Source organism: Arthrobacter sp. NEB 688 (genome assembly GCF_013201035.1).
Lineage (GTDB): Bacteria > Actinomycetota > Actinomycetes > Actinomycetales > Dermatophilaceae > Phycicoccus.
Genome location: NZ_CP053707.1, coordinates 3,832,282 through 3,857,547 on the forward strand (window position 1 = coordinate 3,832,282; position 25,266 = coordinate 3,857,547).

At 72.7% G+C, this 25,266-nt stretch carries 21 protein-coding genes; 12 read left to right on the top strand and 9 right to left on the bottom strand.

Annotated elements, in window-relative coordinates; genetic code table 11:
• Window positions 1–121: 121 nt before the first annotated feature.
• Window positions 122–1,507 carry a tyrosine-protein kinase domain-containing protein gene (locus HL663_RS17990; RefSeq protein WP_173029654.1) on the top strand — a complete coding sequence of 462 codons (1,386 nt, stop codon included), beginning with the start codon at window positions 122–124 and terminating at the stop codon, window positions 1,505–1,507.
• Between the two features lie 12 nt (window positions 1,508–1,519).
• Here the strand turns inward: HL663_RS17990 and HL663_RS17995 are convergent, their stop codons facing one another.
• On the bottom strand, window positions 1,520–2,113 hold the full coding sequence (locus HL663_RS17995; protein WP_173029656.1) for an arsenate-mycothiol transferase ArsC: 594 nt from the start codon (window positions 2,111–2,113) through the stop codon (window positions 1,520–1,522).
• A 187-nt stretch (window positions 2,114–2,300) separates the two neighbouring features.
• Between HL663_RS17995 and HL663_RS18000 the strand changes: the two genes are divergently transcribed.
• The 8 genes from HL663_RS18000 to HL663_RS18035 all read left to right on the top strand — a co-directional run bounded on the left by HL663_RS18000 (window position 2,301) and on the right by HL663_RS18035 (window position 12,013).
• A complete protein-coding gene (locus tag HL663_RS18000; RefSeq protein ID WP_286175771.1) occupies window positions 2,301–4,055 on the top strand; it encodes a nucleoside-diphosphate sugar epimerase/dehydratase in 1,755 nt (584 codons plus the stop codon).
• A gap of 73 nt (window positions 4,056–4,128) precedes the next feature.
• Entirely contained in the window at window positions 4,129–5,169 is a 1,041-nt protein-coding gene (locus HL663_RS18005; protein WP_173029659.1) for an SDR family NAD(P)-dependent oxidoreductase, read from the top strand.
• Window positions 5,166–6,266 carry a polysaccharide biosynthesis C-terminal domain-containing protein gene (locus HL663_RS18010; protein ID WP_173029661.1) on the top strand — a complete coding sequence of 367 codons (1,101 nt, stop codon included), beginning with the start codon at window positions 5,166–5,168 and terminating at the stop codon, window positions 6,264–6,266. Before HL663_RS18005 ends, HL663_RS18010 begins: the two co-directional genes overlap by 4 nt.
• A complete protein-coding gene (gene wecB / locus HL663_RS18015; RefSeq protein ID WP_173029663.1) occupies window positions 6,266–7,396 on the top strand; it encodes a non-hydrolyzing UDP-N-acetylglucosamine 2-epimerase in 1,131 nt (376 codons plus the stop codon). Before HL663_RS18010 ends, wecB begins: the two co-directional genes overlap by 1 nt.
• A gap of 125 nt (window positions 7,397–7,521) precedes the next feature.
• Window positions 7,522–8,448 carry a glycosyltransferase gene (locus HL663_RS18020; protein ID WP_173029665.1) on the top strand — a complete coding sequence of 309 codons (927 nt, stop codon included), beginning with the start codon at window positions 7,522–7,524 and terminating at the stop codon, window positions 8,446–8,448.
• Window positions 8,432–9,658, top strand: coding sequence for a hypothetical protein (locus HL663_RS18025; protein ID WP_173029667.1), 1,227 nt, complete (start codon window positions 8,432–8,434; stop codon window positions 9,656–9,658). Before HL663_RS18020 ends, HL663_RS18025 begins: the two co-directional genes overlap by 17 nt.
• 130 nt (window positions 9,659–9,788) lie before the next feature.
• Complete coding sequence (locus tag HL663_RS18030; protein ID WP_173029669.1) at window positions 9,789–10,856, top strand: hypothetical protein; 1,068 nt, start codon at window positions 9,789–9,791, stop codon at window positions 10,854–10,856.
• 50 nt (window positions 10,857–10,906) lie between these two features.
• Window positions 10,907–12,013, top strand: coding sequence for an aminotransferase class I/II-fold pyridoxal phosphate-dependent enzyme (locus tag HL663_RS18035; RefSeq protein ID WP_286175772.1), 1,107 nt, complete (start codon window positions 10,907–10,909; stop codon window positions 12,011–12,013).
• Between the two features lie 7 nt (window positions 12,014–12,020).
• Here HL663_RS18035 and HL663_RS18040 read toward each other — a convergent pair whose 3' ends face one another.
• Genes HL663_RS18040 through HL663_RS18050 form a run of 3 tightly spaced genes read right to left on the bottom strand, consistent with a single transcriptional unit; the run spans window position 12,021 to window position 14,684 of the window.
• Window positions 12,021–12,665 (bottom strand): sugar transferase, encoded by a 645-nt coding sequence (locus HL663_RS18040; protein WP_286175774.1) that lies wholly within the window; start codon window positions 12,663–12,665, stop codon window positions 12,021–12,023.
• Window positions 12,658–13,530, bottom strand: coding sequence for a sulfotransferase family protein (locus HL663_RS18045; RefSeq protein WP_173029671.1), 873 nt, complete (start codon window positions 13,528–13,530; stop codon window positions 12,658–12,660). The genes HL663_RS18040 and HL663_RS18045 overlap by 8 nt, the downstream gene beginning before the upstream one ends.
• Entirely contained in the window at window positions 13,527–14,684 is a 1,158-nt protein-coding gene (locus HL663_RS18050) for a glycosyltransferase family 4 protein (RefSeq protein WP_173029673.1), read from the bottom strand. The genes HL663_RS18045 and HL663_RS18050 overlap by 4 nt, the downstream gene beginning before the upstream one ends.
• Before the next feature lie 252 nt (window positions 14,685–14,936).
• Between HL663_RS18050 and HL663_RS18055 the strand changes: the two genes are divergently transcribed.
• The 3 genes from HL663_RS18055 (at window position 14,937) to HL663_RS18065 (ending at window position 19,231) form a co-directional block, all read left to right on the top strand.
• Window positions 14,937–17,153, top strand: a complete 2,217-nt coding sequence (locus HL663_RS18055; protein WP_173029675.1) for an NADP-dependent isocitrate dehydrogenase — start codon at window positions 14,937–14,939, stop codon at window positions 17,151–17,153.
• A gap of 153 nt (window positions 17,154–17,306) precedes the next feature.
• Window positions 17,307–18,122 (top strand): aquaporin Z, encoded by an 816-nt coding sequence (gene aqpZ, locus HL663_RS18060; protein ID WP_173029676.1) that lies wholly within the window; start codon window positions 17,307–17,309, stop codon window positions 18,120–18,122.
• A 119-nt stretch (window positions 18,123–18,241) separates the two neighbouring features.
• Window positions 18,242–19,231 carry a malate dehydrogenase gene (locus HL663_RS18065; protein WP_173029678.1) on the top strand — a complete coding sequence of 330 codons (990 nt, stop codon included), beginning with the start codon at window positions 18,242–18,244 and terminating at the stop codon, window positions 19,229–19,231.
• Window positions 19,232–19,318: 87 nt separating this feature from the next.
• On the opposite strand, the gene HL663_RS18070 is transcribed toward HL663_RS18065, so the two are convergent.
• The 5 genes from HL663_RS18070 to HL663_RS18090 form a co-directional block, all read right to left on the bottom strand.
• Complete coding sequence (locus HL663_RS18070; RefSeq protein ID WP_502709050.1) at window positions 19,319–20,434, bottom strand: calcium:cation antiporter; 1,116 nt, start codon at window positions 20,432–20,434, stop codon at window positions 19,319–19,321.
• A gap of 1 nt (window position 20,435) precedes the next feature.
• Window positions 20,436–21,317 (bottom strand): bifunctional methylenetetrahydrofolate dehydrogenase/methenyltetrahydrofolate cyclohydrolase, encoded by an 882-nt coding sequence (locus tag HL663_RS18075; protein WP_173029680.1) that lies wholly within the window; start codon window positions 21,315–21,317, stop codon window positions 20,436–20,438.
• A gap of 229 nt (window positions 21,318–21,546) precedes the next feature.
• Window positions 21,547–22,953 (bottom strand): YlbE family protein, encoded by a 1,407-nt coding sequence (locus HL663_RS18080; protein WP_173029681.1) that lies wholly within the window; start codon window positions 22,951–22,953, stop codon window positions 21,547–21,549.
• Window positions 22,950–24,440 (bottom strand): AllF/FdrA family protein, encoded by a 1,491-nt coding sequence (locus tag HL663_RS18085; protein WP_173029683.1) that lies wholly within the window; start codon window positions 24,438–24,440, stop codon window positions 22,950–22,952. Before HL663_RS18085 ends, HL663_RS18080 begins: the two co-directional genes overlap by 4 nt.
• Window positions 24,437–25,246, bottom strand: a complete 810-nt coding sequence (locus HL663_RS18090; protein WP_173029685.1) for an oxamate carbamoyltransferase subunit AllH family protein — start codon at window positions 25,244–25,246, stop codon at window positions 24,437–24,439. The genes HL663_RS18085 and HL663_RS18090 overlap by 4 nt, the downstream gene beginning before the upstream one ends.
• Between the last annotated feature and the right edge of the window lie 20 nt (window positions 25,247–25,266).

The window sequence follows — 25,266 nt, forward strand, 5'->3', positions numbered from 1 at the left end:
CGTTCGACGAAGACCGGCCGACCGTACCCGCCCGCGCCACGATGCCGACCTGCGGCGACGCGGCTATCATTCGTCCGACCGGGGGCAGCGGCCGTCGGCGCCGAACCTCTGAGGACGCACCGTGGAACTCCAGGACTACCTGCTCGTCGTGCGCAAGCGCTGGCGGCTGATCGCCCTCGTCGTCCTCACGACCGTGATGCTCGCGGCCGCCGCGACCCTCGCCTCGACGAAGGTCTACGAGTCGACCTCGCAGTTCTTCGTCTCCACCACGGGGTCCGAGGACAGCGTCTCGCTCCTCCAGGGCAGCACCTTCACGCAGCAGCGCGTGAAGTCGTACACGCAGCTCCTCACGACGCCCCGCATCCTCGAGCCCGTGGCTCAGGAGGTGGGCGGCTCCTCCGACGCCATCGCGCGGCAGGTCACGGCCACGACGCCACCCGACACCGTCCTCATCCAGGTCGCGGTCCGCGATGCCGACCCCTCCCGGGCCGAGGCGATCGGGAAGGCCATCGCCACCGAGTTCCCGTCCGCGGTCACCGAGCTCGAGAGCCCCGAGGGCGCCAAGAGCAGTCCCGTCAAGGTGACGGTCGTCCAGTCGCCCAGCGTCCCGACGGCGCCGGTCAGCCCCAACCCGGTCCGCAACATCGCCCTCGGAGTCGTCCTCGGGCTCCTCCTCGGCCTCGGGGCCGCGGTCCTGCGCGAGATGCTCGACCGCGGGGTCAAGACCACCGACGACGTCAAGCGCGTCACCGAGGCACCGATCCTGGGGGCCATCGCGCACGACCCCGAGACGAGCAAGCGACCGCTGATCGTCGAGGTCGACCCGCGTTCCCCGCGGGCCGAGGCCTTCCGGTCGCTGCGGACCAACCTCCAGTTCGTCGACGTCGCCAACCACCCCCGCACGATCGTCGTCACCTCCTCTCTCGCGGGCGAGGGCAAGAGCACGATGACGGCCAACCTCGCCCTGACGATGGCCCAGGCCGGGGCCCGGGTCTGCCTCATCGAGGCCGACCTGCGCCGCCCGAAGGTCCTCGAGTACATGGGCCTCGAAGGTGCGGTGGGGCTCACCGACGCCCTCATCGACCGCGCCGACGTCATCGACGTCATCCAGCCCTACGGCGGCACCAACCTGTGGGTGCTCGGCGCCGGACGCATCCCCCCGAACCCGTCCGAGCTGCTCGGTTCGTCGGCGATGCGTGCGCTCCTGCAGAACCTCGCCGGTCGCTTCGACTACGTCATCGTCGATGCTCCCCCGACGCTGCCGGTCACCGACGCGGTGGTCCTCGCGAAGCTCACCGACGGGGCGATCGTCGTGGCCGGCTCCGGCCTCGTCGACCGCGACCAGCTCGCCCAGACCCTCGACACCCTCGCGTCGGTCGGGGGGCGGGTCCTCGGCATCGTCCTCAACCGCGTCCCGGTCCGCAGCCTCGGCACCTACGGCCGCTACGCCTACGACACCCCCGAGGACGACGCCACCCGGCGGGACCGCGCGCGGGTCGCCGGCTGAGGGCGCTACGGGTCAGGGCGTGCGGGGCGCCGTGCCACCGGCACGCAGCGCCGCGACCACCGGGCCGAGCGCGTCGTCGATCTGCCGGGCCATGAGGGCGAAGCCCTCGGCGCCCTCACCGATGGGGTCGTGCACGTCGACGCCGTCCTGCCGCGCCGGCACCGTGCCCCGCCGCAGCAGGGCGCGGTCGGCGACGTGCCGCACCCACGAGGCGCCGTCGGCAGGGGGTGGCTGGAGCAGGTCCGCGGGGGCCACCCCGTCGAGCAGGTCGGCGAGGTCGCGGAGCGTGATCGTCCGGCGCAGGGCCCCGGGGAAGAGCCGGGTGGCGGCGGCACGGTGCTCGCGCGCGGCGGTGACGACCAGGTCCGCCTCCCGCATCAGCTGAGGCGTCAGGTCCCGGGCGGCGAAGCCGTCGACGTCCGCCCCGACGGCGAGCAGCCGCTCGCGCGTGCCGGGATCCATGCCCCGCCCCGTCAGCGCCCGGGTGCCGGCCCCCGAGACGGTGATGCCGGTGCCGACCAGCTCCTGGCGCAGCCGCCGCTCCAGGTAGGGCGACCGGCACACGTTGCCGGTGCACACCACGAGCACGGTCCCACTGTTCGTCACACCTGTCTCCTTGGTATCGTTCGTCCCGGTCGCGATCCGGCAGGGGGGTGCGTCGACTGAGGGTCCCGAGGTGCCATGAGGTCGGCGCGGGCGCCCACTCTATGTCGATCGGGGAACTGCCATGTCCGCTCAAAGTGCGCCGCCCACTCCGGAGAGCCGGTTGATCACGCGCCTGCGCTGGACCTCCGTGGACGCGTTCGTGTGGGCGGCCGCCCTCACGGTCGCGACGTCGCTCCGGCTCGACTTCGGCATTCCGACCGAGTACTACCGGGGCCTCGTCCTGGCCACGGCGGTCGCCCTGTGCGTCCAGGTCGCCATCGGGTGGGTCTGGGGACCCTACGCCGTCCGCCACGAGCTCGGCTCCTTCGAGGAGGTGGGTGAGCTCGCGCGGGCCACCGCCCTCACGGGGATCGTGCTCGCGACGGCGGTCGTCGGGCTGGACGCGATCGACCTTCCCCGCAGCGTGCCGGTCACCGCGACCGTGCTGGCTCTCGGGGGGATGTTCGCCGCGCGCTTCGTCGTCCGGGCACGCGCCACCCGTCGTGTCTACGTGGGCCGGGACAGCCGCCGGGCCGTCGTCTTCGGCGCCGGCGGCGGCGGCCGGATGCTCGTCCGCAGCCTCGTCAGCGACCCGGACAGCGGCATCCGCCCGGTCGCCCTCCTCGACGACGACCACACGAAACAGCGGCTCACGATCGCGGGGGTGAAGGTCCGGGGCCGCCGCGAGGACCTGACCGAGGTCGCACGCCGCATGGATGCCGACACGCTCGTCATCGCCGTCCCGACGGCTCCCGCCGACCTGGTCCGCGAGCTCTCGACGGCCGCCACGGCCGCCGGGCTGAGCGTCCTGGTCCTCCCGGCTGTGCGTGAGATCTTCGGCGGTCGGCCCACGGCGTCGGACCTGCGTGACCTCGACGTCGCCGACCTCCTCGGACGCCAGCCGATCGAGCTCGACATGGCCGCCATCTCCGAGCAGCTCTCCGGCCGCCGGGTTCTCGTGACGGGTGCGGGCGGGTCGATCGGGTCGGAGCTGTGCCGGCAGATCGCCCGCTTCTTCCCCGGCCAGCTGTTCATGCTCGACCACGACGAGTCGGGACTGCACGCCACCCAGATGTCGATCGAGGGGCATGCCCTCCTCGACTCCGACTCCCTCGTCCTGTGCGACATCCGGGACGCCGACAGCCTGCGCGCGGTCTTCGAGCGGACCCGCCCCGACGTCGTGTTCCACGCTGCGGCGCTCAAGCACCTGACGATGCTCGAGCGGCACCCGTCGGAGGCGCTGAAGACGAACGTCGTCGGGACGCGCAACGTCCTCGACGCTGCGCGCCGGGTCGGCGTGAGCACGTTCGTCAACATCTCCACCGACAAGGCGGCCAACCCGCAGTGCGTGCTCGGCTGGTCGAAGCGGGTCGCCGAGCGCCTGACCGCCGCCGCCGACGCCGAGGAGCCCGAGGCGCGGTACATCAGCGTCCGGTTCGGCAACGTCCTCGGGTCGCGGGGCTCGGTGGTCATCGCGTTCACCGAGCAGATCCGGTCCGGGCGTCCGGTGACCATCACCCACCCGGACGTCGAGCGCTACTTCATGCTCATCCCCGAGGCCTGCCAGCTGGTCCTCCAGGCGGCGAGCATCGGCGACGGCGGCGAGGTCATGGTGCTCGACATGGGGACTCCCGTGAAGATCACGGACATGGCGCGCACGATGATCCACATGTCGGGTCGCACCGACGTCGAGATCGTGTACACCGGGCTGCGCCCGGGCGAGAAGCTCTCCGAGGAGCTCTTCACCCCCGGCGAGGAGATCCGCTCCTCCTCCCACCCACTCATCACGGCCGTCCGCGTCCCCGGGCTCGATCGGGACGGTCTGGACGCACCCGCGTCGCACGACGTGCGCGCGTGGCTCATCGCGTACTCGGGCGCCCACTCCGTGACCACCCAGCCCTGACCCGACCGCCCTCACCGATGTCCGGGTACCCGAACACCGGCCTGCCCCTGCGCCCCCACCGAAGAAGGACTTGATGACTGACCTTGCCTCCACCGCCGCCGGAGCGACCGTGACCATCACCGGAGGGACGGGCTCGTTCGGCTCGACGATGGTGAACCACCTGCTCGAGCGGGGCGTGGCACGCGTCAACGTCCTCAGCCGCGACGAGGCCAAGCAGGACGACATGCGCCAGCGCCTGGGCGACGCCCGCGTCAAGTTCTTCGTCGGTGACGTCCGTGACTACGAGAGCGTCAACAACGCGGTCACGGGAGCAGACTTCGTCTTCCACGCCGCGGCCCTCAAGCAGGTCCCCTCGTGCGAGTTCTTCCCGGACCAGGCCGTCAAGACCAACGTGCTCGGCAGCCAGAACGTCATCCAGGCGTCGCACCGGGCGGGCGTGCGTTCGGTCGTCTGCCTGAGCACGGACAAGGCCGTCTACCCCGTCAACGCGATGGGGATGTCCAAGGCGCTGATGGAGAAGACCGCCCAGGCGTTCGCCCGCAACCACCCCGAGTCCTCCACCACCGTCTCGGTCACCCGCTACGGCAACGTCCTCTACTCGCGGGGGTCGGTGATCCCGCTCTTCGTCAAGCTGCTCCGGGCCGGCAAGCCGCTCACCCTCACCGCGCCCTCTATGACGCGCTTCCTCATGTCCCTGCAGGAGTCGGTCGACCTCGTCGAGCACGCCTTCCTCCACGCCAACCCCGGCGACCTCTTCGTCAAGAAGGCGCCGGCGTGCACCGTCGAGACCCTCGCCCGCGCCACCGCGCGTGTCCTCGGCTACGGCGAGCCGGACATCCAGGTCATCGGCGTGCGTCACGGGGAGAAGATGTACGAGACGCTCCTGACCCGCGAGGAGATGTCGCGCTCGGAGGACCAGGGCGACTACTTCCGCATCTCGCTCGATGCGCGCGCCCTCGACTACGGCATCTACGAGGACCGCGGCGAGCCGGGCAGCGGCGTCGTCGAGGAGTACGACTCGACGACCACCGAGCAGATGGGCGTGGACGAGACCGAGGCTCTCCTGCTCACCCTGCCGGAGATCCGGGCGCTCCTCGAGGAGTCGCGCGCGTGAAGGTCGTCCTGACCGGCGCAGCCGGCTTCCTCGGCTGGCACACCCGCGTGCGTGCGCACGCCCAGGGCGTGCACGAGGTCGTGGCGGTCTCCCGGGACACCTGGTCGGAGCTCCCTTGCCTCGTGGCCGACGCCGATGCCGTCATCCACGTCGCCGGGGTCAACCGCGGGACCGACGAGGAGGTCGAGCAGGGCAACATCGACCTCGCGCGCGACGTCGTCGCAGCGGTGCGCGCCGCCGACCGTCCCGTGCGTGTCGTGTACGCCAACTCCATCCAGGACGGGAACGGCACCCCGTACGGCACCGGCAAGGCGACGGCGGCCTCCACCCTGACGTCGCTGAGGGCCGACGGGCACACCGTCGTCGACGTCCGCCTCCCCAACATCTTCGGCGAGCACGGCCGGCCCCGGTACAACAGCTTCGTCGCGACCTTCGTCCACGCGGTCGCTGCCGGCGAGTCCCCCGAGGTCACCGACCGACCGGTCGAGCTGCTCCACGTCCAGGACGCCGCACAGGCGATGCTGGACGGCCTCACGACGGACGCAGACCGGCTGGACCCCCGCGGGACGCAGGTCGGGGTGGCCGATGTCCTCGCCCTCCTCCACGAGTTCGAGGCGAGCTACTCGACCGGCGAGTTCCCGGACCTGTCCACTGCCTTCCGGATCTCGCTGTTCAACACCTACCGTGCGGCGCTCTTCCCCCAGCGCTACCCGCTGCCCCTGATCCCCCACGCGGATGCCCGGGGCACCTTCGTCGAGACGGTGCGCAGCCGCGGCGGCGAGGGCCAGTCGAGCATCTCGACCACGGTTCCGGGCATCACCCGCGGCGAGCACTACCACCTGTCCAAGATCGAGCGCTTCGCCGTCGTCCAGGGCAGCGCGACCATCGCCCTGCGCCGGATGTTCCACGACGAGGTCGTGGAGTTCGCCGTCTCGGGCGACGCCCCGTGCGCGGTCGACATGCCGACCGGCTGGGCGCACAACATCACGAACACCGGGGATGATGTGCTCCTCACCCAGTTCTGGTCGCACGAGCTCTTCCGCCCGGACGCGCCCGACACCTTCCCCCACCCCGTCACGCAGGAGAACGACGCCTGATGCTCAAGGTCATGACCGTCGTCGGCACGCGACCCGAGCTCATCCGGCTCTCGAGGGTGATCGCACGGCTCGACGCCACCGTGGAGCACGTGCTCGTGCACACGGGGCAGAACTACGACTACTCGCTGAACGAGGTGTTCTTCCGCGACCTCGGCATCCGCGAGCCGGACCACATGCTCGGCGTCGACACCTCGTCCCTCGGCGCGGTCCTCGGTGGCACGCTCGTGGCGGCGGAGAGGGTGATGCTCGAGGAGCGTCCCGATGCCGTGGTCGTCCTCGGCGACACCAACTCGTGCATCGCCGCCGTCATGGCCAAGCGCCTGCGAATCCCCGTGTACCACATGGAAGCCGGCAACCGGTGCTTCGACGAGAACGTGCCCGAGGAGACCAACCGCCGGCTCGTCGACCACGTCGCCGACTTCAACCTCGTCTACACCGAGCACGCCCGGCGCAACCTGCTCGCCGAGGGCCTGCACCCCCGTCGCATCATCAAGACGGGGTCGCCCATGCGCGAGGTGCTCGACGCCTACCGCGACCAGGTCCTCGCCTCCGACGTGCTGACACGCCTCGGCCTGGAGGAGGGCGGCTACTTCCTCGTGAGCGCGCACCGCGAGGAGAACGTCGACTCCCCCGAGCGGCTGCGAGCCCTCCTCGACTGCCTCGTCGCCGTCCGCGAGCGCTTCGGGCTGCCGGTCTTCGTCTCGACCCACCCGCGCACGCGCAAGCGGCTGGAGGCGCTCCCCGAGTGGTCGGAGCCGGAGGGCGTCACGTTCAGCGACCCGCTGGGCTTCCACGACTACAACCACCTCCAGCTCAAGGCCGCCTGCTGCCTGTCCGACAGCGGGACGATCGCCGAGGAGTCGACGCTGCTCGGCTTCCCGGCCGTCACCCTGCGCGACTCGATCGAGCGCCCCGAGGCCCTCGACACGGGCGGCATCCTCATGACCGGCCTCGACGCGCACGACGTGGTCGAGGCGGTCGCCGTGGCGATGGCCTCCGGGCACACCCGCGACGGGGTCGGGCACCTGACCCCCGACGACTACCTCATCGACAACACGAGCGAGCGCACGGTCAACTTCATCCTGTCGACGGCCCGGCGCCACCACGCCTGGGCCGGCATCCGTCGATGAGTGAGCAGCACCCACGACCCAGGCGTGTCCTCCTGCTCTGCAACGGATCCTCGGAGCAGGGGACGGCTCGCCTGTTCAGCGCCCTCGCGGACCGGTGGCGCGACCAGGGTCACGATGTCGAGCTCGTGCTGCGAGCCTTCCCTCGAGGGGTCCGCTCGAAGCTCGTCGCGCTACCGCGCACGGAGCTGCAGAACCTTCGCCGGCTCTGGCGGTCGGACGTCCTGGTCGTCCACACCGCGCTCTCGCTGTCCCTCGTCGCGATCGTCGCAGCCCGCCTCCTCAAGCGGCCGGTGGTCGCCTTCGTGTGGGACATCTACCCCGCATCCACCCGCATCGCGGGCAACATCCGCAACCCGGTGCTGCTGCGGATGTACGACGTCATGGAACGCGCGGCGACGCGCTCGGCGACTCGTCTTCTCGTCCCGTCGGAGGACTACCTGCCCTTCCTCCCCCGAGCTGCGCGGTCCCGAGCCCTCCTCTACCCGCTCTGGCCCACCGGGCCGATGACGGGCGAGACGTCCGTGCGGGACTGGCCGGTCCCCGTGCTGTCGGTCGCGTTCGCAGGACAGATCAACGGCATCCGCGGCCTGGACGGGGCGGTGCGCCAGACGCTCGAGTCGGCGCCCGAGGGCGTCGGGGTGCAGCTGCACATCTACTCGAAGGACCCGACCCCGGACGTCCTCGAGCAGATGGCCGAGAGTGATCGTCGACTGTCGGTGGTGCACCACGGGTTCATGGGGGCACGAGAGCTCGAGACGGAGCTGACCACGCACCACCTGGGCCTGGTCACCCTCGACCCGGCGTTCGACCTGCCCGCCTTCCCGTCCAAGATCGCCGCCTACCTGAGCGCCGGGCTGCCGGTGCTCTACGTCGGGCGGCGCATGCCGGCCCTCGAGCGTGTCCTGACCGAGGCCGGGATCGGCGGCGTCGCGTCCAGCGGAGGACTGACGATCGCGTCGCTCGCGCAGCTCTTCGAGCGCTACCCGGTCGCGCGTCGGGCCCATCTGCGGGCCTTGGACGAGCAGTGGAGCCACGTTGATCGTCTTCTATAACGCGTGGGTCCTGCTCTCCCTCGCGCTCTTCTACCGGGGGCCCATCCAGTGGGACGGCGCCCGCAGTGCGGACGTCGGCCTGTACGTCCTCCTCTGCTTGGTCTCCTTCGACGTCGCCTACCTGCTCGCCCGCCGGCGCACTCACGCGACCTCGACCTTCGCGGGCGCACGGTGGGCCCCTCGCTCGACCCGAGGCGCCCGCGCCCTCATCCTCGGCTACGCAGTGCTCACCGTCATCTACCTGTACTCGACGACGGGGCGAAACGTCCTGTCCCCCAGCGCCTACAGCCTGGACTTCGGTGCCGTGTACGCGGACTACGGGGCGAACCTGTCGACACGGACGGCCTCGCAGGCCGTCCAGGTCGTCACGCTGCTCAAGGCCGTCGTCTTCCCTTTCGCCCTGGTGACCTTCTTCGACCGTTTCCGCCGCGACAAGGTGGTCGTCGTCGGGTTCCTCGCGCCCATGGCCGTCTCGAGCATCTTCCGCGGGACCGACAAGGAGGTCCTCGACATCCTCCTGCTCCTCCTGGTGGCGATGTTCTGCTACCGCCTCCTCACGTGGAAGTCCGTCGCCACCCTCGCGCTCGTCCCCCTGGCAGGAGCACTGTTCGTCACCCGCCGGCTCGGGCGCTTCGACGGTTCCCTCCCGACCTGTCTGCCGGAGTCGTCGGCGTGCTTCGACTACGGGAGCCAGGTGGCGCAGGCCCTGGGTGCGCGCGCGGAGATCTTCTCCGTCTTCGGCACGAACTACCTGACCAACGGGTACCAAGGCCTGGCCTACGCCTTCTCCCTGCCGTGGACCCCGAACTTCGGTCTGGGCCACCTCCCACCCGTGAAGCGCGTGCTCTGCAGTGCCTCGGAGACGTTGTGCAGCACGGCCGACTACCAGTCGGCGTTGACGACCTTCGGCTGGGACACCAGCGCGCGGTGGACCACGGCCTTCCCGGTCCTGGCGAACGACCTCTCGTTCTGGCTGGTGCCCCTGTACACCGCCTTCCTCGGGATCGTTCTGGCCCGCTGCCTGGCGGGGTGGCGCTCGGGCCGGGACCCGCGTGCCGCGGCCGGGATCCTGCTGGTCACCATGTTCTGGGTGTACAGCTCGGCCAACATGCAGATCGCCATCTCGCTCGACTGGGCTCTCGCGACCGTCGCCCTGCTGTACGTCTCGCCGCTGAGGAAGCTCCGACGGCAGGCAGCGGATGGACGCTGAGCACGACGACCGCCGCCAGACCAAGGTCGACTGGATGGCCATGGTTGCCGGGTCCGGTGTGCGGGTCGCGATCGGTCTCGTGTTCACGGGCGCGATCGTCGTCGGGCTCGGGTCCGACGACGCCGCGCGGATGTTCCAGCTCCTGTTCCTCCAGGGCGGCCTGACTGCTCTTCTCTCGGCATCCGCCTACGCGCGAGGGGCACACCTGGCAGCGTCCGGGGCGCACACCGGGTCCGTGGTCCGGCCCTTCGTCACGTTCGTCCTGCTGGGAGCCATCGGCGCCTGGGTCCTCGGCACCGTGCTGGTCGACGGCCCGGGGGCCCACGGATCGTGGGTCATCGCGGCACTGTCACTGGGTTCGGCCGGCGCGAGCCTCAGCGGGCTCCTCCAGGGCATCATCGTCGTCCGTCGGGGTGGAGCCGCGGCGTTCGCTCCCGTCGTCGTGCTCACCACGATCGCGATCGCCGCGATGGGGCTCGCGTGGGGCCAGGACAGTCCCCTGGCGCTCACCCTGCTGTGGGTCGCGCCCCAGGTTCTCGGCCCCGTGCTCCTGGTGCGCGTTCTCCGACGGCTCGACTCGACCGGTGGCTCGGCGTCCGTCGGCCCCGGGACGAAGGACGAGAGCCAGTTCGCCCGCGTGGGCGTGCTCAATGCGTCCAGCGTGGCCGTGGCCTACCAGTTCCGAGAGGTGTGGGCCGCGGGACAGGGTGACGGCGCGGCGTCCGGCAGCTTCGGCGTGCTCCGGGTGACCGAGCTCGCGTACCAGGTCGCCTACATGGCGCTGGCCTCCCAGCCTCGTCGGCTGACCGGCCTCGTCACGCGACGGCTGCGCTCCCGGACGGCACGGGGTCTGTTCGTGGTCGTGGGACTCGCCGCCGCGGGGCTGGGCACGCTGCCGGCGTTGACGACGGACAGCTGGTCGCTCACGGGTTTCGTCATCGCGGAAGCAGCCGTCATGCCGGCCCGGCTGCTGACCATGGCGTGCTACCTGAGCCTCTTGGGCCGACCGACGACCCGCGCGTACCAAGGTGTCATGCTGACGACGGTCCTCCTCTCGGCACTCTCGATCGCGTCGCCGGCGATGACGGGCTCCGCGTACGGACTCCAGCTTCTCCAGTGCGTGGCGGCCGCGGTCGGCGTCATCGGGATCGCGCTGGTGCGAGCGCCTCACGGCCCCACCTATGATCGATCCCTGTGACTTCGCGCAGCGGGCCCGGCCCTCGACGGATCCTCCTCTCACAGGCCCACGTGACCGAGGTGGAGGAGTCGCTCGTCGTCGAGGCCCTCCGGTCCGGGTGGGTCGCTCCTCTCGGACCGTTCGTCGACCGCTTCGAGTCCGAGGTCGCCGCACGGGTCGGGGTCCGGTCCGCGGTCGCGCTGTCGTCGGGGACGGCCGCCCTCCACCTGGCCCTCCTGCACGCCGGCGCCAGCCCCGGCCGCGTCGTCGTCCTGCCCTCGATGACGTTCGCCGCCACCGCGAACGCCGTGCTCTACACGGGGGCCGAGCCGGTCTTCGTCGACTCCCGTCGTGATGACGCGAACGTCGACCCCGCCCTGCTGCTCGAGACGGTGGCCCGGCTGCTCCGGGACGGGCGCGACGTCGCGGCCGTGGTGACCGTCGACCTCTTCGGTCGGGCCGCGGACCACGACGTCATCGACCCCGGCCTCGCGGACCTCGGCGTGCCGCACGTCGAGGACGCCGCCGAGGCGCTCGGCGCCGGGCTGCGTGGCCGGGCGGCCGGCTCGTTCGGTCAGTCCGCCGCGCTGTCCTTCAACGGCAACAAGATCATGACGACGTCCGGCGGCGGGATGCTGCTGTCGGACGACCCCGGACTCGTCGAGCGGGCGCGCTACCTGGCGACCCAGGCCCGTCAGCCGGCGCCGTGGTACGAGCACACCGAGGCCGGATACAACTACCGGATGTCCAACCTCCTCGCCGCCCTCGGCGTCGGCCAGCTCTCCCGCCTGGACGAGATGATCGCGCGCCGACGCACCATCCGGGACCGGTACGTCGAGGCCTTCGCCGACCTGCCCGGCGTGTCCGTCCTCGGCCGTGACGCCGCGCGCAGCGACGACGAGGACAACTGCTGGCTCACGTGCGTGGTGCTCGACCCGGAGGCCACGAGGGCCACGGCCGACTCCGTCGTCGCACACCTCGGGGCGGCCGACGTCGAGGCACGGCACCTGTGGAAGCCCATGCACCTGCAGCCGATGTACCGCGACGCGCAGATGGCCGACACGGGAACCTGCGCGGACCTGTTCGCCCGGGGCGTCACGCTGCCCAGCGGCTCCGCGCTCGCCGACGACGACATCGAGCGCGTGGTCGAGGTCTTCACGGAGGCGCTCGCCGGGTGAGGCCGGCTCAGGCCCCGGGGTCCCGCCTGAAGACGGCGAGGGCGGTCAGGGCCAGGTAGCGCACGTCGCCGCGGAGGGACCACGTCTCGACGTACTCCCGGTTGATCCGCACCTTCTCCGGCCAGATGACGTCGCGGTTGAAGGCCTCGGGGTCCTCGGCCGCCGCGAGCAGCTCCTCCTCGTGGCGGAAGGCGAGGGAGGCCGGTCCCGTGATGCCCGGACGGACGCTCAGGACCAGCCGGTCCGCTCCCGTCAGCCGGTCCGCCCATCCCATCACGTCCGGCCTCGGGCCGACCAGGCTCATCCGGCCCCGGAGGACGTCCACGAGCTGCGGGAGCTCGTCGATCTTCCACGCACGGAAACGGCGCCCCCACGGCGTGATCCGGGGATCCCCGCTGGTGGTGACCGAGGTCGTCACCGTGGTGGAGGACCGCATGGTGCGGATCTTGTGGACCCGGACGATCCGCCCGTGCCGCCCCACGCGTTCTTGCGCGAAGACGCCCGACTCCCCCGTGTCACGACGGGCCACCACGATCGCCGCTGCCGAGAGGGGCGCGGTGACGACGAGCGCGACCCCGCCGACCACGATGTCCATCGCGCGCTTGCCGGCAGCCTGCCGCGTAGTCAGGCCTCCCACTGCGAGGTCAGGCACGGCCGTACTTCGCCAAGGTCTCACCGCCGAGCTTCTCGAGCCGAGCCACCGCCTCCGCACCCAGGCGCTGGCGACCCTTGCCGACGCTCCTCGCCGAGACCGCGCCGGTGTCGATGTCCGCGAGCAGCTGCGGCCGCTCCAGGAAGTCGAGCAGGCGTGCGGTCCCCGCCCGCGGGTCCGTCACGAAGTCCTCGTACACGACCTCGATGAGCCGGTCGTCCGGCAGCCCGTCCAGCCCGGCGGCCGCCTGCTCGACGCAGCGCTGCCACTGGATGAAGGCGAGCTCCTCGAGCGGGTGCTCACGTTGGAGCCGGCGGTGGTCGTGCGGCCGCGGCCCCCACCACGTCCCCACCCGCAGGTCGCTCTCGTCCTGCCGCACCTCGCCCCGCAGGCGCTGGGTGACCCGCTTGCGCACGAGCGCGGCCGCGTGCCGGGGAAGGTCCAGCGGCGGGACGTACCGGGCCTTGCGCAGGGTGTACCCGAGCTCGAACGGTGCGTTCCAGCGTTGCATCGTCGAGGCCGTCGCATCGATGCCGTCCCGACGGATGAAGATGTACCGAGCATCCGGGAACAGCGCCCGCGTGAAGGGCACGCGCAGGGACACCGCGCACGTCTTCTCGACGACGATCTCGCTCCGGGTACGGCGCCCGACCCGGTCGAAGGCCCTGCGCATGAAGGCCGAGAGGTCGGGTGTCGCCCGGTCGATGCCGATCTCGTCGTGGGGCACGTCCAGGTTCCCGTGCTTCCAGAGGAGGTTGACCTCGTCGCAGTCCCAGGTTCCCAACCCCGGGGCGCTGGTGAGCAGGTCCCGCAGCATGTTCGTCCCGGACCTCGGTGCCCCGACGATGATGACGTACTCGCTCATGCCGTCCGCTCCTGCTCGACCCGTCGAGCCGCCGCGACCTCGCCCAGCAGGCCACTCCACCGCTCGAGGAGCCGGTCCTTGGCGAACGTCCTCTCGTAGTGCTCCCGGACCCGTCGGCACCGGGCCTCGTGCCTCCCGGACGCCAGCTCGTCGAAGGCTTGGGCCATCGCGGACGCCAGCCCCTCGACGTCACCCGGTTCCACCGCCCAGCCCAGACCCTCGGTCACGGTCGACGAGCCCAGCTCGGTGTCGCCCTCGCAGACGACCAGCAGGGGGAGTCCCTGCTCGGCGTACGTCGCCGTCTTGCTCGGGTAGGCGTAACGCGCCACCTCGGGAGCGAGGGACACCACGCCCACGTGGGCGCTGCGCATGAGGGCGCGCGCAGCGCTCGGGGGCCCAGGCGGAAGGACCAGCACCCGGTCCTGCCGGTCGGTCGGGAGCGCCGAGACGGCGCGGTCGACCTCGGTCCGGGCCCGCCCCTCCCCCATCAGCACCAGCTCGGCGTCGACGTGGGACGGGAGGCGGCCCACGCTGGCGACCAGGTCGGCCAGCCCCTGGAAGCGCCCGAAGTTGCCGGTGAACACGACCCGCAGCCGTCCGCTCGCCGGCTCGGGGAGCGGACTGGGCTGACCGTCGTCGTCCCCCAGCGAGAAGTTGTTGAGCACCGAGGTCCGATCGGCGAGGCGCGGGTCGCGCGCCTCGACGGCTCGCCGCATGTCCTCGCTGAGGACGACCACCCGGGAGGCCCGACGCATCGTCGCGGTGTCGAGGCGCAGCAGCAGGCGGTAGACCCACGGTCGGGCGAACTCACCGGACAGGCGTCCGATCTCGGGGTGGAGGTCCATGCAGTGGTAGACGAACGCGGCCCGCCGCCACCGGGCGACCAGCGAGACGGCGACGCCGAGGGTCACCTGGGGCGCCGTCGAGCACGTGATCACGTCCGGCCGCTCGCCGCGCAGCAGACGCAGCGCCACCCCGAGCGGGAAGACCACGAGGTTCGCCGGTTGCGCCGGCAGCGGTCCCCCCTCCGCGACGACGGGGACGCGCGAGACGCGCACGCCCCCGACGGTCCGACCACCCCGCCCGTCCGTACCGGTCGTGCGGGCCGTGACGACCTCGACCTCGTGGCCCCGGGAGACCCAGTCGGTCGCCATCTCCCTCAGGAAGGTGGCGTAGGGAGGGGTGTCCGGCCAGAAGTAGCGATGGACCGCGCGGATCCGCACGCCTGACCAACCCCTCCGTGACGACGCACTGTCGTGGGCGACAGCGTCGGGGACCGAGCATAGCCGCGCCCGGTCGGCCGTCCGGGCGGGCCGTGGCGGGCGCTGGCCACCCCCGACCGACTCCGCTAGGATTTGTCTTGACGTCAAGATAACCGCCATCACCGAGGAGCGTCGACGACGACCATGGCCACGAAGATCATCTACACCCTGACCGACGAGGCCCCCATGCTGGCCACGTACTCCTTCCTCCCGGTGATCGAGGCCTTCGCCTCCTCCGCCGGCGTCGACGTCGAGACGCGCGACATCTCGCTGGCCGGCCGCATCCTCGCCCTCTTCCCCCAGCACCTGACCGAGGACCAGCGCATCGGCGACGCCCTGACCGAGCTCGGCGAGCTCGCGACGACGCCCGAGGCGAACATCATCAAGCTCCCGAACGTCTCCGCGTCGATGCCGCAGCTCAAGGCGGCCGTCAAGGAGCTGCAGTCGCAGGGCTACGCCCTCCCCGACTACCCGGACAACCCGCAGACCGACGAGGAGCGCGACGTCAGGGCCCGCTACGACAAGGTCAAGGGCAGCGCCGTCAACCCGGTCCTGCGCGAGGGCAACTCCGACCGCCGCGCCCCCGCGGCCGTCAAGAACTACGCGCGCAAGCACCCGCACTCGATGGGCGCCTGGTCCGCCGACAGCCGCACCCGCGTCGCGACGATGGGCGCCGACGACTTCCGCAGCAACGAGCAGTCGGTCGTCCTCCCGGCCGCCGACACCCTGACCATCCGCCACACCGCCGCCGACGGCACCGAGACCGTGCTCAAGGACGGCCTGAAGGTCCTCGAGGGCGAGATCGTCGACGCCACGGTCCTGCGGGCCGCCGCGCTCGACGCCTTCCTGCGCGAGCAGGTGGCGCAGGCCAAGGCCGACGGCGTCCTCTTCTCCGTGCACCTCAAGGCGACGATGATGAAGGTCAGCGACCCGATCGTCTTCGGCCACGTCGTCACTGCCTTCTTCCCCGAGGTCTTCGAGCGGTACGGCGCCGACCTCGCGGCCGCCGGGCTCTCGCCGAACAACGGCCTCGGCGGCATCCTCGACGGCCTCGATGCCCTCCCCAACGGCGCCGAGATCCGCGCCGCCTTCGAGCAGGGCCTCGCCGACGGCCCGCGCCTGGCGATGGTCAACTCCGACAAGGGCATCACCAACCTCCACGTCCCCAGCGACGTCATCGTCGACGCCTCGATGCCGGCGATGATCCGCACCTCCGGCCACATGTGGGGCCCGGACGGCGAGGAGGCCGACACCCTCGCGGTCATCCCCGACTCCTCGTACGCCGGTGTGTACCAGGCCGTCATCGAGGACTGCCAGGCAAACGGCGCCTTCGACCCGACGACGATGGGCTCGGTGCCCAACGTCGGCCTCATGGCGCAGAAGGCCGAGGAGTACGGCAGCCACGACAAGACCTTCGAGATCGAGGCCGCCGGCCGCGTCGAGGTGCTCGACGCCTCCGGCGCCGTCCTCATGGGCCACGACGTCGAGGCCGGCGACATCTGGCGCGCCTGCCAGACCAAGGACGCCCCGGTCCGCGACTGGGTCAAGCTCGCCGTCACCCGCGCCCGCGCGTCGCAGACGCCGGCCGTCTTCTGGCTCGACGAGACCCGCGCCCACGACCGCAACCTCATCGCCAAGGTCGAGGCGTACCTCCCGGAGCACGACACCGAGGGCCTCGACATCCGCGTCCTCTCCCCCGTCGAGGCCGCGAAGCTGTCGGTGGAGCGCATCCGCCGCGGCGAGGACACCATCTCGGTCACCGGCAACGTCCTGCGCGACTACAACACCGACCTCTTCCCGATCCTCGAGCTCGGCACCTCGGCCAAGATGCTCTCGGTCGTCCCGCTGATGAACGGTGGCGGCCTCTTCGAGACCGGGGCCGGCGGCTCCGCGCCCAAGCACGTCCAGCAGCTCGTGGCCGAGGACTACCTGCGCTGGGACAGCCTCGGCGAGTTCCTCGCGCTGGCCGAGTCCCTGCGCCACGAGGCCGACCGCGGCAACGCCCGCGCCGGCGTCCTCGGCAACACGCTCGACCGCGCGACGGAGAGCCTGCTCGACGAGAACAAGTCCCCGGCCCGTCGCGTCGGCTCGATCGACAACCGCGGCAGCCACTTCTGGCTCGCCCGCTACTGGGCCCAGGAGCTCGCGGCGCAGACCGAGGACGCCGAGCTCGCGCAGGTGTTCGCGCCGGTGGCCGAGCAGCTCGTCGCGCAGACCGACACCATCGAGGCCGAGCTCCTCGCGGTGCAGGGCAAGCCGGCCGACATCGGCGGCTACTACCGCCCGGACCCGGAGAAGGCCGCGGCCGTCATGCGCCCGAGCACGACGCTCAACGGCATCCTCGACGCGCTCAAGCGCTGACCGCAGGCACGTCACGCCGGAGGCCGGGTCCACCACGACGGTGGGCCCGGCCTCCGTCGTCCCCGGGGCGGGTCGTACCACCCGCGCGACACGTCCCGCCCGACCCTCGACGGACCGGTGCGCCGCGGCCCGTCACGCGCCACACTGGGCGCCATGACCTCTCCCACGATGGTGCAGCGGCTCGGCGCCGAGCTGCTCGGCACGTTCTGGCTCGTGTTCGGCGGCTGCGGGTCGGCCGTCTTCGCGGCGACCTACCTCGCCCCCAACGTCGTCGCCGGCCAGAGCGTGCAGCTCGGCATCGGCTTCGTCGGGGTCGCGCTCGCCTTCGGCCTCACCGTGATGACGATGGCCTACGCCGTCGGCCACGTCTCGGGCGCGCACTTCAACCCGGCCGTGACGATCGGCGTCGCCGTCGCGCGGCGCTTCGAGTGGCGCGACGTGCCGGCCTACGTCGTCACCCAGGTGGTCGGCGGCCTCCTCGGCGGGCTCGCCGTCTGGGGCATCGCCCGCGGCAAGGACGGCTTCAGCGCCGAGGGCAACCTCGCCGCCAACGGCTTCGGCGAGCACTCCCCCGGCGGCTACTCGCTCGTCGCGGTGTTCGTCGCCGAGGCCCTGCTCACCGCTGTGTTCGTCTACGTCATCCTCGGCGCCACCGACTCGCGCGCGCCCGAGGGCTTCGCGCCCATCGCGATCGGGCTGGCGCTCACGCTGATCCACCTCATCTCCATCCCGATCTCCAACACCTCGGTCAACCCGGCCCGCTCCACCGGCGTCGCGTTCTTCAACGGCGCCGGCGCCCCCGGGCAGCTGTGGGTGTTCTGGCTGGCGCCGATCTTCGGCGCGGCCATCGCCGGAGCGACCTTCCACCTCATCACCGGCGTCGACCGCCGCGACCGCGACATCTCCGGCGAGATCGAGGCCGAGGACGTCCGCGTCGCCGACGGCGTCGACCCCGACGCCGCCCGCTGACCCCGACGGCGGCCGGGCGGGAGTGGCCAACCCCACCCGGCCGCGCCTGCGGGCCGTGGGGGTCGCGCTGATAGCGTCGAACCGACATTGAGACTCGCTCGTCCGAAGGGGTTACATCCGTGAGCACCACGCCCGTCAAGGTGGCCGTCACCGGCGCCGCCGGCCAGATCGGCTACAGCCTCCTGTTCCGCATCGCGAGCGGTGCGCTGCTCGGGCCGGACACGCCCGTCGAGCTGCGCCTGCTCGAGATCACGCCCGCGCTCAAGGCCCTCGAGGGCGTCGTCATGGAGCTCGACGACTGCGCCTTCCCGACCCTCGCGAAGGTCGAGATCGGCGACGACGCGACGAAGGTCTTCGACGGCGTCAACCACGCCCTCCTCGTCGGCGCCCGCCCGCGCGGCCCCGGCATGGAGCGCGGCGACCTGCTCGAGGCCAACGGCGGCATCTTCGCCCCGCAGGGCAAGGCCCTCAACGACGTCGCGGCCGACGACATCCGCATCACCGTCACCGGCAACCCGGCGAACACCAACGCCCTCATCGCGATGAGCAACGCCCCCGACATCCCCACGGAGCGCTTCTCGGCGCTGACCCGCCTGGACCACAACCGCGCCATCTCGCAGCTGTCGGCGAAGCTCGGCGTCCCGGTCACCGAGATCAAGAAGATGACGATCTGGGGCAACCACTCCGCGACGCAGTACCCCGACCTCTTCCACGCCGAGGTCGGTGGCCGCAACGCCGCCGAGGCCGTCGGTGACCACGACTGGCTCGAGAACACCTTCATCCCGACCGTCGCCAAGCGCGGCGCGGCCATCATCGACGCCCGGGGCGCCTCCTCGGCCGCCTCCGCCGCGTCGGCCACCATCGACCACGCCCGCACCTGGGTGCAGGGCACGCCCGACGGCGACTGGGTGTCGATGGCCGTCCGCTCCGACGGCTCCTACGGCGTGCAGGAGGGGATCATCTCCTCCTTCCCCGTCACCGTCAGCAACGGCCGCTGGGAGATCGTCCAGGGCCTCGAGATCGACGAGTTCTCGCGCGGGCGCATCGACGCCTCGGTCGCCGAGCTCGTCGGCGAGCGCGACGCCGTCAAGGAGCTCGGCCTCATCTGAGCCCGGGCCGCCCGGCCACCACGCAGAAGATCCCGCCCCTCCGCGACGTGTCGCGGCGGGGCGGGATCTTCTGCGTGAGGGGTGCCGCTACGGGGACATCGAGAGGAAGAGGAAGGCCGCGAGCAGCGTCAGGTGCACCGTGCCCTGCAGGCGCGTCGCCCGCCCCGGGACGACGGTCAGCACGGCCGCGACCATCGTGATCGACAGCAGGACGATCTGGGTCGGCCCCAGCCCGAGGTGCAGCGGGGTCGGCACCCAGATGGACGCCACCGCGAGGGTCGGGATGGTCAGGCCGATCGAGGCCATGGCCGAGCCCATCGCCAGGTTGAGCGAGACCTGGATGCGCCCGCGCCGGGCCGCGTTGGCCGCCGCGATCGTCTCGGGCAGGAGCACGAGCAGCGCGATGACGACACCGACGAACGACACCGGCAGCCCCGCGGCCAGCACCGCCGACTCGATGGCCGGCGACTCGATCTTCGCGAGCCCCACGACGCCGACGAGCGAGACCAGCAGCAGCACGAGCGCGGTCAGCGCCTCGCGGTCCGTGGGCGGGTCTGCGTGGTCCTCGTCGTCCGCGGACAGCTGGACCGGCTTGCCCTGCTGGGAGACCGGGAGGAAGAAGTCGCGGTGGCGGACGGTCTGGGTGACGACGAACGCCGCGTAGAGGCTGAGCGAGGCGACCGCAGCGAAGACGAGCTGCGGGCCGGTGAACTCGGGCCCGGGCTGCCCCGTGGTGAACGTCGGCAGCACGAGACACGTCGCGGCGAGGGCGGCCACCGTGGCCAGCGCCCCGCCGGTGCCCTCGGCGTTGAAGCGGGCGAACCCGAACTGGCGGGCGCCGATGATGATGGACAGGCCCATGATCCCGTTGACGGTGATCATCACCGCCGCGAAGACGGTGTCGCGGGCCAGCGTCGCCGCCTCGTCACCCCCGCTGAGCATGAGCGTGACGATGAGCGAGACCTCGATGACGGTGACGGCCACCGCGAGGACGAGCGAGCCGAACGGCTCCCCGACCCGGTGGGCGACCACCTCGGCGTGGTGCACGGCGGCGAGCACCGCGAGGGCCAGGAGGATCGCGACGAGGACGACGACGACGGGGCCGATGTCGCGGCCCCACGTCAGGGCGAGGGCGACGAGCGCGACGACCGGGGCGGCCGTCCACGTCCTCGCGGCCATCGGGTGGGTGCCGGCGGCGGCCACCTCAGCCACCCCCGGGGTGCACGCCGGCGGCGCGCTCGGCGGCCTCGACGACGTTGGAGAGGAGCATCGCGCGGGTCATCGGCCCGACCCCGCCGGGGTTGGGGCTGACGAAGCCCGCGACGTCCCACACGTCGTCGGCGACGTCGCCGGCGACCTTGCCCTTGCCGGTCTCCTCGTCGACGATCCGCGAGACGCCGACGTCGAGCACGGCCGCGCCGGGCTTGACCATCGCGGCCGTGATGATGCCGGGCACGCCGGCTGCCGCGATGACGACGTCGGCCTGGCGGACCTCGGCGGCGAGGTCGCGGGTGCCGGTGTGGCACAGGGTGACGGTGGCGTTCTCGGAGCGCCGCGTGAGGATGAGCCCGAGCGGGCGGCCGACGGTCAGGCCGCGCCCGACGACGACGACCTTGGCGCCGGCGATCGGCACGTCGTAGCGGCGCAGGAGCTCGATGCACCCGACCGGGGTGCAGGGCAGCGGCGCGGGCTCGCCGAGGACGAGCCAGCCGAGGTTGGTCGGATGCAGGCCGTCGACGTCCTTGGCCGGGTCGACCGCGGACAGGATCGCGTTCTCGTCCAGGCCGGTCGGCTGCTGGACGATGAAGCCCGTGCACGCGGGGTCCTCGTTGAGCTCGCGCACGACCGCGAGGACGTCGTCGAGGGAGGAGGTCGCCGGCAGGTCGCGGCGGATCGAGTGGATGCCGATCTCGGCGCAGTCGCGGTGCTTGGCGCCGACGTACCACTGGCTGCCGGGGTCCTCCCCGACGAGCACCGTGCCCAGACCGGGCACGACCCCCCGTTCCGCGAGGGCGGCCACGCGCGCGCGCAGCTCCTCCTTGATCGTCGCGAGGATGGCCTTGCCGTCGAGTGTCGTGGCGGTCACCCGCCCAGTCTCCCATCGACACGGGGTGGTCGGCCACGGCGTCCCGAGCGGGTGCACGGCCGGTGCGAGGTCGGGACGGTCGGCGGGGCGGCCCCTCTGCTACGCCGCCCCACCGACCCCCGGGCCCGGCCCTCCTCTGTCAGGAGCCGGGCACGGTCGGGGGTTCGGAGGGATGCGCGTCACCGGATGGGCCCCGGCCCGAACTTTCCGCGGGACGGGAGGAGCCCGTTCAGCGCGGGACGGCCTCCGCGAGGGCCTCGACGGCCTGCGTGAAGCACTGCTCCGGCGGCGTGACGAGCCCGGCGCCGACCTGCCCGGTGCCCGCGACGCGGCCGGCCATCCCCGTGTTGATCTGGGGCAGCTCGCCGGTGCGGACGACCTTGGTCACGTCGATGCCGACCGGCGTCCCGCGGAAGCCGAGCACGGGCACCTGGTAGATCGGGTGCTCGCCGACGGTCACCTCGTACATCCGGCGGGTCGCGGCCAGGGCGAACGGCACGTCGCCCCCGACGAAGCGGACGATGGCGGGCGCCGCGGCCATCGCGAAGCCGCCGATGCCGCCGGTCTCGGTGATCGCCGAGTCGCCGATGTCGGGGTTGGCGTCGTCGGGTCCGTACTCGCCGAGGAAGAGCCCCTGCGGGGTGTTCGCCGGCCCGGTGAACCAGCGCTCGCCGGTGCCGGAGACGCGGATGCCGAAGTCGGTGCCGTTGCGCGCCATCGTCGTGACGACGGTCGAGCCGGGGATGCCCTCGGCCGCGAGGGTCGCCAGCTTGCAGGCGGGCATCCCGAGGTTGAGGAAGAAGTGCTCGTTCGCGCCGGAGAAGCGCACGGCCTCGGCGACCTCGGTCGGGGAGGCGTCGGCGGTGATCATCCCGGGCAGCAGCTCGCGCAGGAGCATGAGCGAGCCGGCCCGGTTGCGGTTGTGGCCCTCGTCGCCCATCTGGAGCATCTGGGCGACGATCGCGCGGATGTCGATGGGGCCCGTGCTGCGGACGGCCTGGCGCAGGATCGGGCCGAGGACGTCGCCCATCCAGCGCAGGCGCTCGACGACCTCGGGGCCGTACGCGCCGTAGCGCAGCACCTTGCCCAGGCCCTCGTTGAGCGAGCACCACGAGGTGTTGTCGTGCACCTCGTCGCGCAGCACGTAGGTCCACATCGACGGGCTGACCACACCGGCCATCGGGCCGACGGCGCCGCGGTGGTGGCAGGGCTCGAGCTCGAACTCGCCTGCGGCGAGGCGCTGCTCGGCGTCCTCGGCGGTGTCGGCGAGACCCTCGAGGAGGACGGCGCCGATGAGCGCGCCGCGCAGCGGGCCGGACGCGCGGTCCCACTCGATGGGCGGGCCGGCGTGCAGGAAGGTGCCGCGCTCGAGGCCGAGCGCCTCGGAGGCCGGGGCGACGTCGACGAGGGTGGCCTCGGCGGCGGTCATCCGGGCGAGCGCGGTGGCGTTGGCCTCCTCGCGGCGCGGGTCGGCCATGACCCGGGCGAGGGCGTCCTCGGTGCCGGGCATCGGCGGGTGCCAGCCGGCGTCGGTGACGGGCACCGCCTGGTCGCGCAGGGCGTCGGCGAACAGGGCGACCCCGGAGGTCGCGACGACCGGGTCGGCAGCGAGCAGGCCGCGGAGCGGGGCGGTCATCGGGCACCTCCGAGCAGGGTGACGGCGTGCCGGGTGGCCGCCGCGTTGGACAGGAAGACGGACGCGCCGCCGGCGGCGAGCGCCTCGGCGCAGCGGCTGCGGCCCTGCGGGTCGGCGTCGGTCCCGGTGAGGGAGACGACGACCGGGAGCGCGCGGCCGGCGGCGTGGGCGGTCTCGCGGGCGGACCGGATCGCGTCGGCGAGCTCGCCGGCGGGGTCGGGGTGGGCGCCGTGGCCGAGGACGAGGTCGAGGAGGAGGACGCCGCAGGTCGGGTCCGCCGCCTCGGCGGCGATGCGCTCCATCCGCAGGGTCGGGTCGATCATCGGGTGGGCCCGGCCACGGGTGAGCTCGTCGGCGCCGAAGTCGACGACGACGTGGCCCGCGTCGGTGAGGCCGGCGCCGAGCGCCGGCTCGTGGCCGAGGTTGGAGGCGATGGGGCCGAGCGCGTCGGTGGCGACGAGCAGCGACTCCTCGGCGAGCGTGCCGCCGCAGAAGAGGCCGCGCAGCGAGGGGCCGACGGGGAGCGTGGCGTCGTCCGGTGCCGCGGTCGTCGCGGGCCACTCGGGCACGGTGACGCCCTCGGCGGCCAGGGCCTGCTCGACGGCGGCGGTGAGGTCGGGACGGCCGGCACCGAGGGTCGCCCAGTGCACGCGCAGACCGAGGTCGGCGACCTCCGCGCGCACGGTCTCGAGGACGGCTTCGTCCGGGGGCTTGGAGACGACGAGCACCCACTCGGTGGAGGCGTCCTCGGCGAGGGCGCGCAGGGCCTGCCGGGTGGAGCGCCCGCCGACGGCGGCCTTGAGGTCGCGGCCACCGACGCCGAGGCAGTGGCTGACGCCGACCCCCGCGGCCTCGAGCAGGCACATCGCCTGCTGCGCACCGGTGCCCGACGCGGCGACGATGCCGACGGGGCCCTGGCGCACGACGTTGGCGAAGCCGAGGGCGACCCCGCCGACGAGCGCGGTGCCGCAGTCGGGGCCCATGACGAGGACGTCAGCGGCGGCCGCCGCGTCCTTGAGCGCGATCTCGTCCTCGACGGACACGTTGTCGGAGAACAGCATCACCGAGGCGCCGGCGGAGATCGCGTCGTAGGTCTCGGTGACGGCGTGCGCGCCCGGGACCGAGACGACCGCGAGGCCGGCACCCGAGCGGCGGACGGCCGAGCCGAGGGTCGCCGGCGGCACCTCGTCGGCCGCGCCGGTGTCGGAGGAGGTGGCCGAGAGGGCGCGCAGGGCGTCCTCGACGGCGGCGAGACCGCTCTCGACGCCGGCCTCGTCGTCCGCGCGGACGGCCACGACGAGGTCGTTCGGCCCGGCGTCGGCCGGCACCTCGAAGCCCATCTGCCCCAGGACGTCGACGTTGAGCTCGGTGGCCATCGCGACCTGGGCGGCCTGCACCCCCGGGGCGCCGGCGACGCTGCGGGAGACCTGCATGAGGCTCACCGAGTCGTGGTAAGCCCCTCGACGGAGCTCGACGTGGACGGTCATGCGGCGATCCTTCCGGTGGGTGCCAGGACGGCGAGGGTGGCGGCGAGCCCGGTGACGAGGTCGCGGCCGGAGGTGTGCCCGACGGCGAGGACCGCGGGCAGGAGGGTCGTGACGGCGGCCGCGTCGGCGCGGGCGACCGCGGTGACGAGGGCGACGACGTCGGGGGTGGCCCAGCCGTCGAGCGCGCCCTCGAGGAGGGCGGCCGAGACCGCCGTGGTCGCGCCGAGGCGGCGGCGGACGGCGGCGGCGAGGTCGGCGTCCGGCATCCCGGCCGCGCGGCGCAGGAGGAGGGCGCCGGCGAGGGCGTCGTCCCCGCTGGGGGTCAGGCCCGGGCCGCGCCCGACGAGGGAGCGCGTCGCGGGGTCCGGGTCGGTGGCGGTCGCCGCGGCCGTGACGCCGTCGACGAGCCAGGCGGGTGCGGCGGTGGTGGCGGCCTCGAGCAGGGACGCGACGCGGCCGTCGTCGGGGCCCAGCCGGCCGGTGGGGACACGCGCCGGGCGCCAGGTGCGCGCGGCGGTGACGGTGACCGACGGCAGGACGACCTCCCCGCCGCCGACGAGGACCGCGGCGCCGGCGTGCAGACCCGCGGGGTCGAGGGCGTCGACGACGCGCAGCGCCGTGGGGAGGGCGACGGCGTCCGGGCCGAGGACGGGCAGGACGCGCTCGCCCACGCGCAGGTAGGTGCCGACGCGGCCGGTGGCGAGCACCTCGGCGGTGCGCCGCGGGCCGTGGACGAGGTCGGCGGTGAGCGGCGAGACCGCACCGGCCAGCACGCGGGGTGCGGCGGGGTGGCGGTCCGAGGGCATACCGAGACGCTAGTGACGCC

What these genes read in the sequence shown, in the direction of transcription:
- HL663_RS18030 (WP_173029669.1), top strand. Translation starts at nt 9,789, where the DNA reads ATGTTCCAGCTCCTGTTCCTCCAGGGCGGCCTGACTGCTCTTCTCTCG.
- HL663_RS18005 (WP_173029659.1), top strand. Translation starts at nt 4,129, where the DNA reads ATGACTGACCTTGCCTCCACCGCCGCCGGAGCGACCGTGACCATCACC.
- HL663_RS18055 (WP_173029675.1), top strand. Translation starts at nt 14,937, where the DNA reads ATGGCCACGAAGATCATCTACACCCTGACCGACGAGGCCCCCATGCTG.
- HL663_RS18045 (WP_173029671.1), bottom strand. Translation starts at nt 13,530, where the DNA reads ATGAGCGAGTACGTCATCATCGTCGGGGCACCGAGGTCCGGGACGAAC.
- wecB (WP_173029663.1), top strand. Translation starts at nt 6,266, where the DNA reads ATGCTCAAGGTCATGACCGTCGTCGGCACGCGACCCGAGCTCATCCGG.
- HL663_RS18085 (WP_173029683.1), bottom strand. Translation starts at nt 24,440, where the DNA reads ATGACCGTCCACGTCGAGCTCCGTCGAGGGGCTTACCACGACTCGGTG.
- aqpZ (WP_173029676.1), top strand. Translation starts at nt 17,307, where the DNA reads ATGACCTCTCCCACGATGGTGCAGCGGCTCGGCGCCGAGCTGCTCGGC.
- HL663_RS18050 (WP_173029673.1), bottom strand. Translation starts at nt 14,684, where the DNA reads ATGGCGACCGACTGGGTCTCCCGGGGCCACGAGGTCGAGGTCGTCACG.
- HL663_RS18090 (WP_173029685.1), bottom strand. Translation starts at nt 25,246, where the DNA reads ATGCCCTCGGACCGCCACCCCGCCGCACCCCGCGTGCTGGCCGGTGCG.
- HL663_RS18080 (WP_173029681.1), bottom strand. Translation starts at nt 22,953, where the DNA reads ATGACCGCCCCGCTCCGCGGCCTGCTCGCTGCCGACCCGGTCGTCGCG.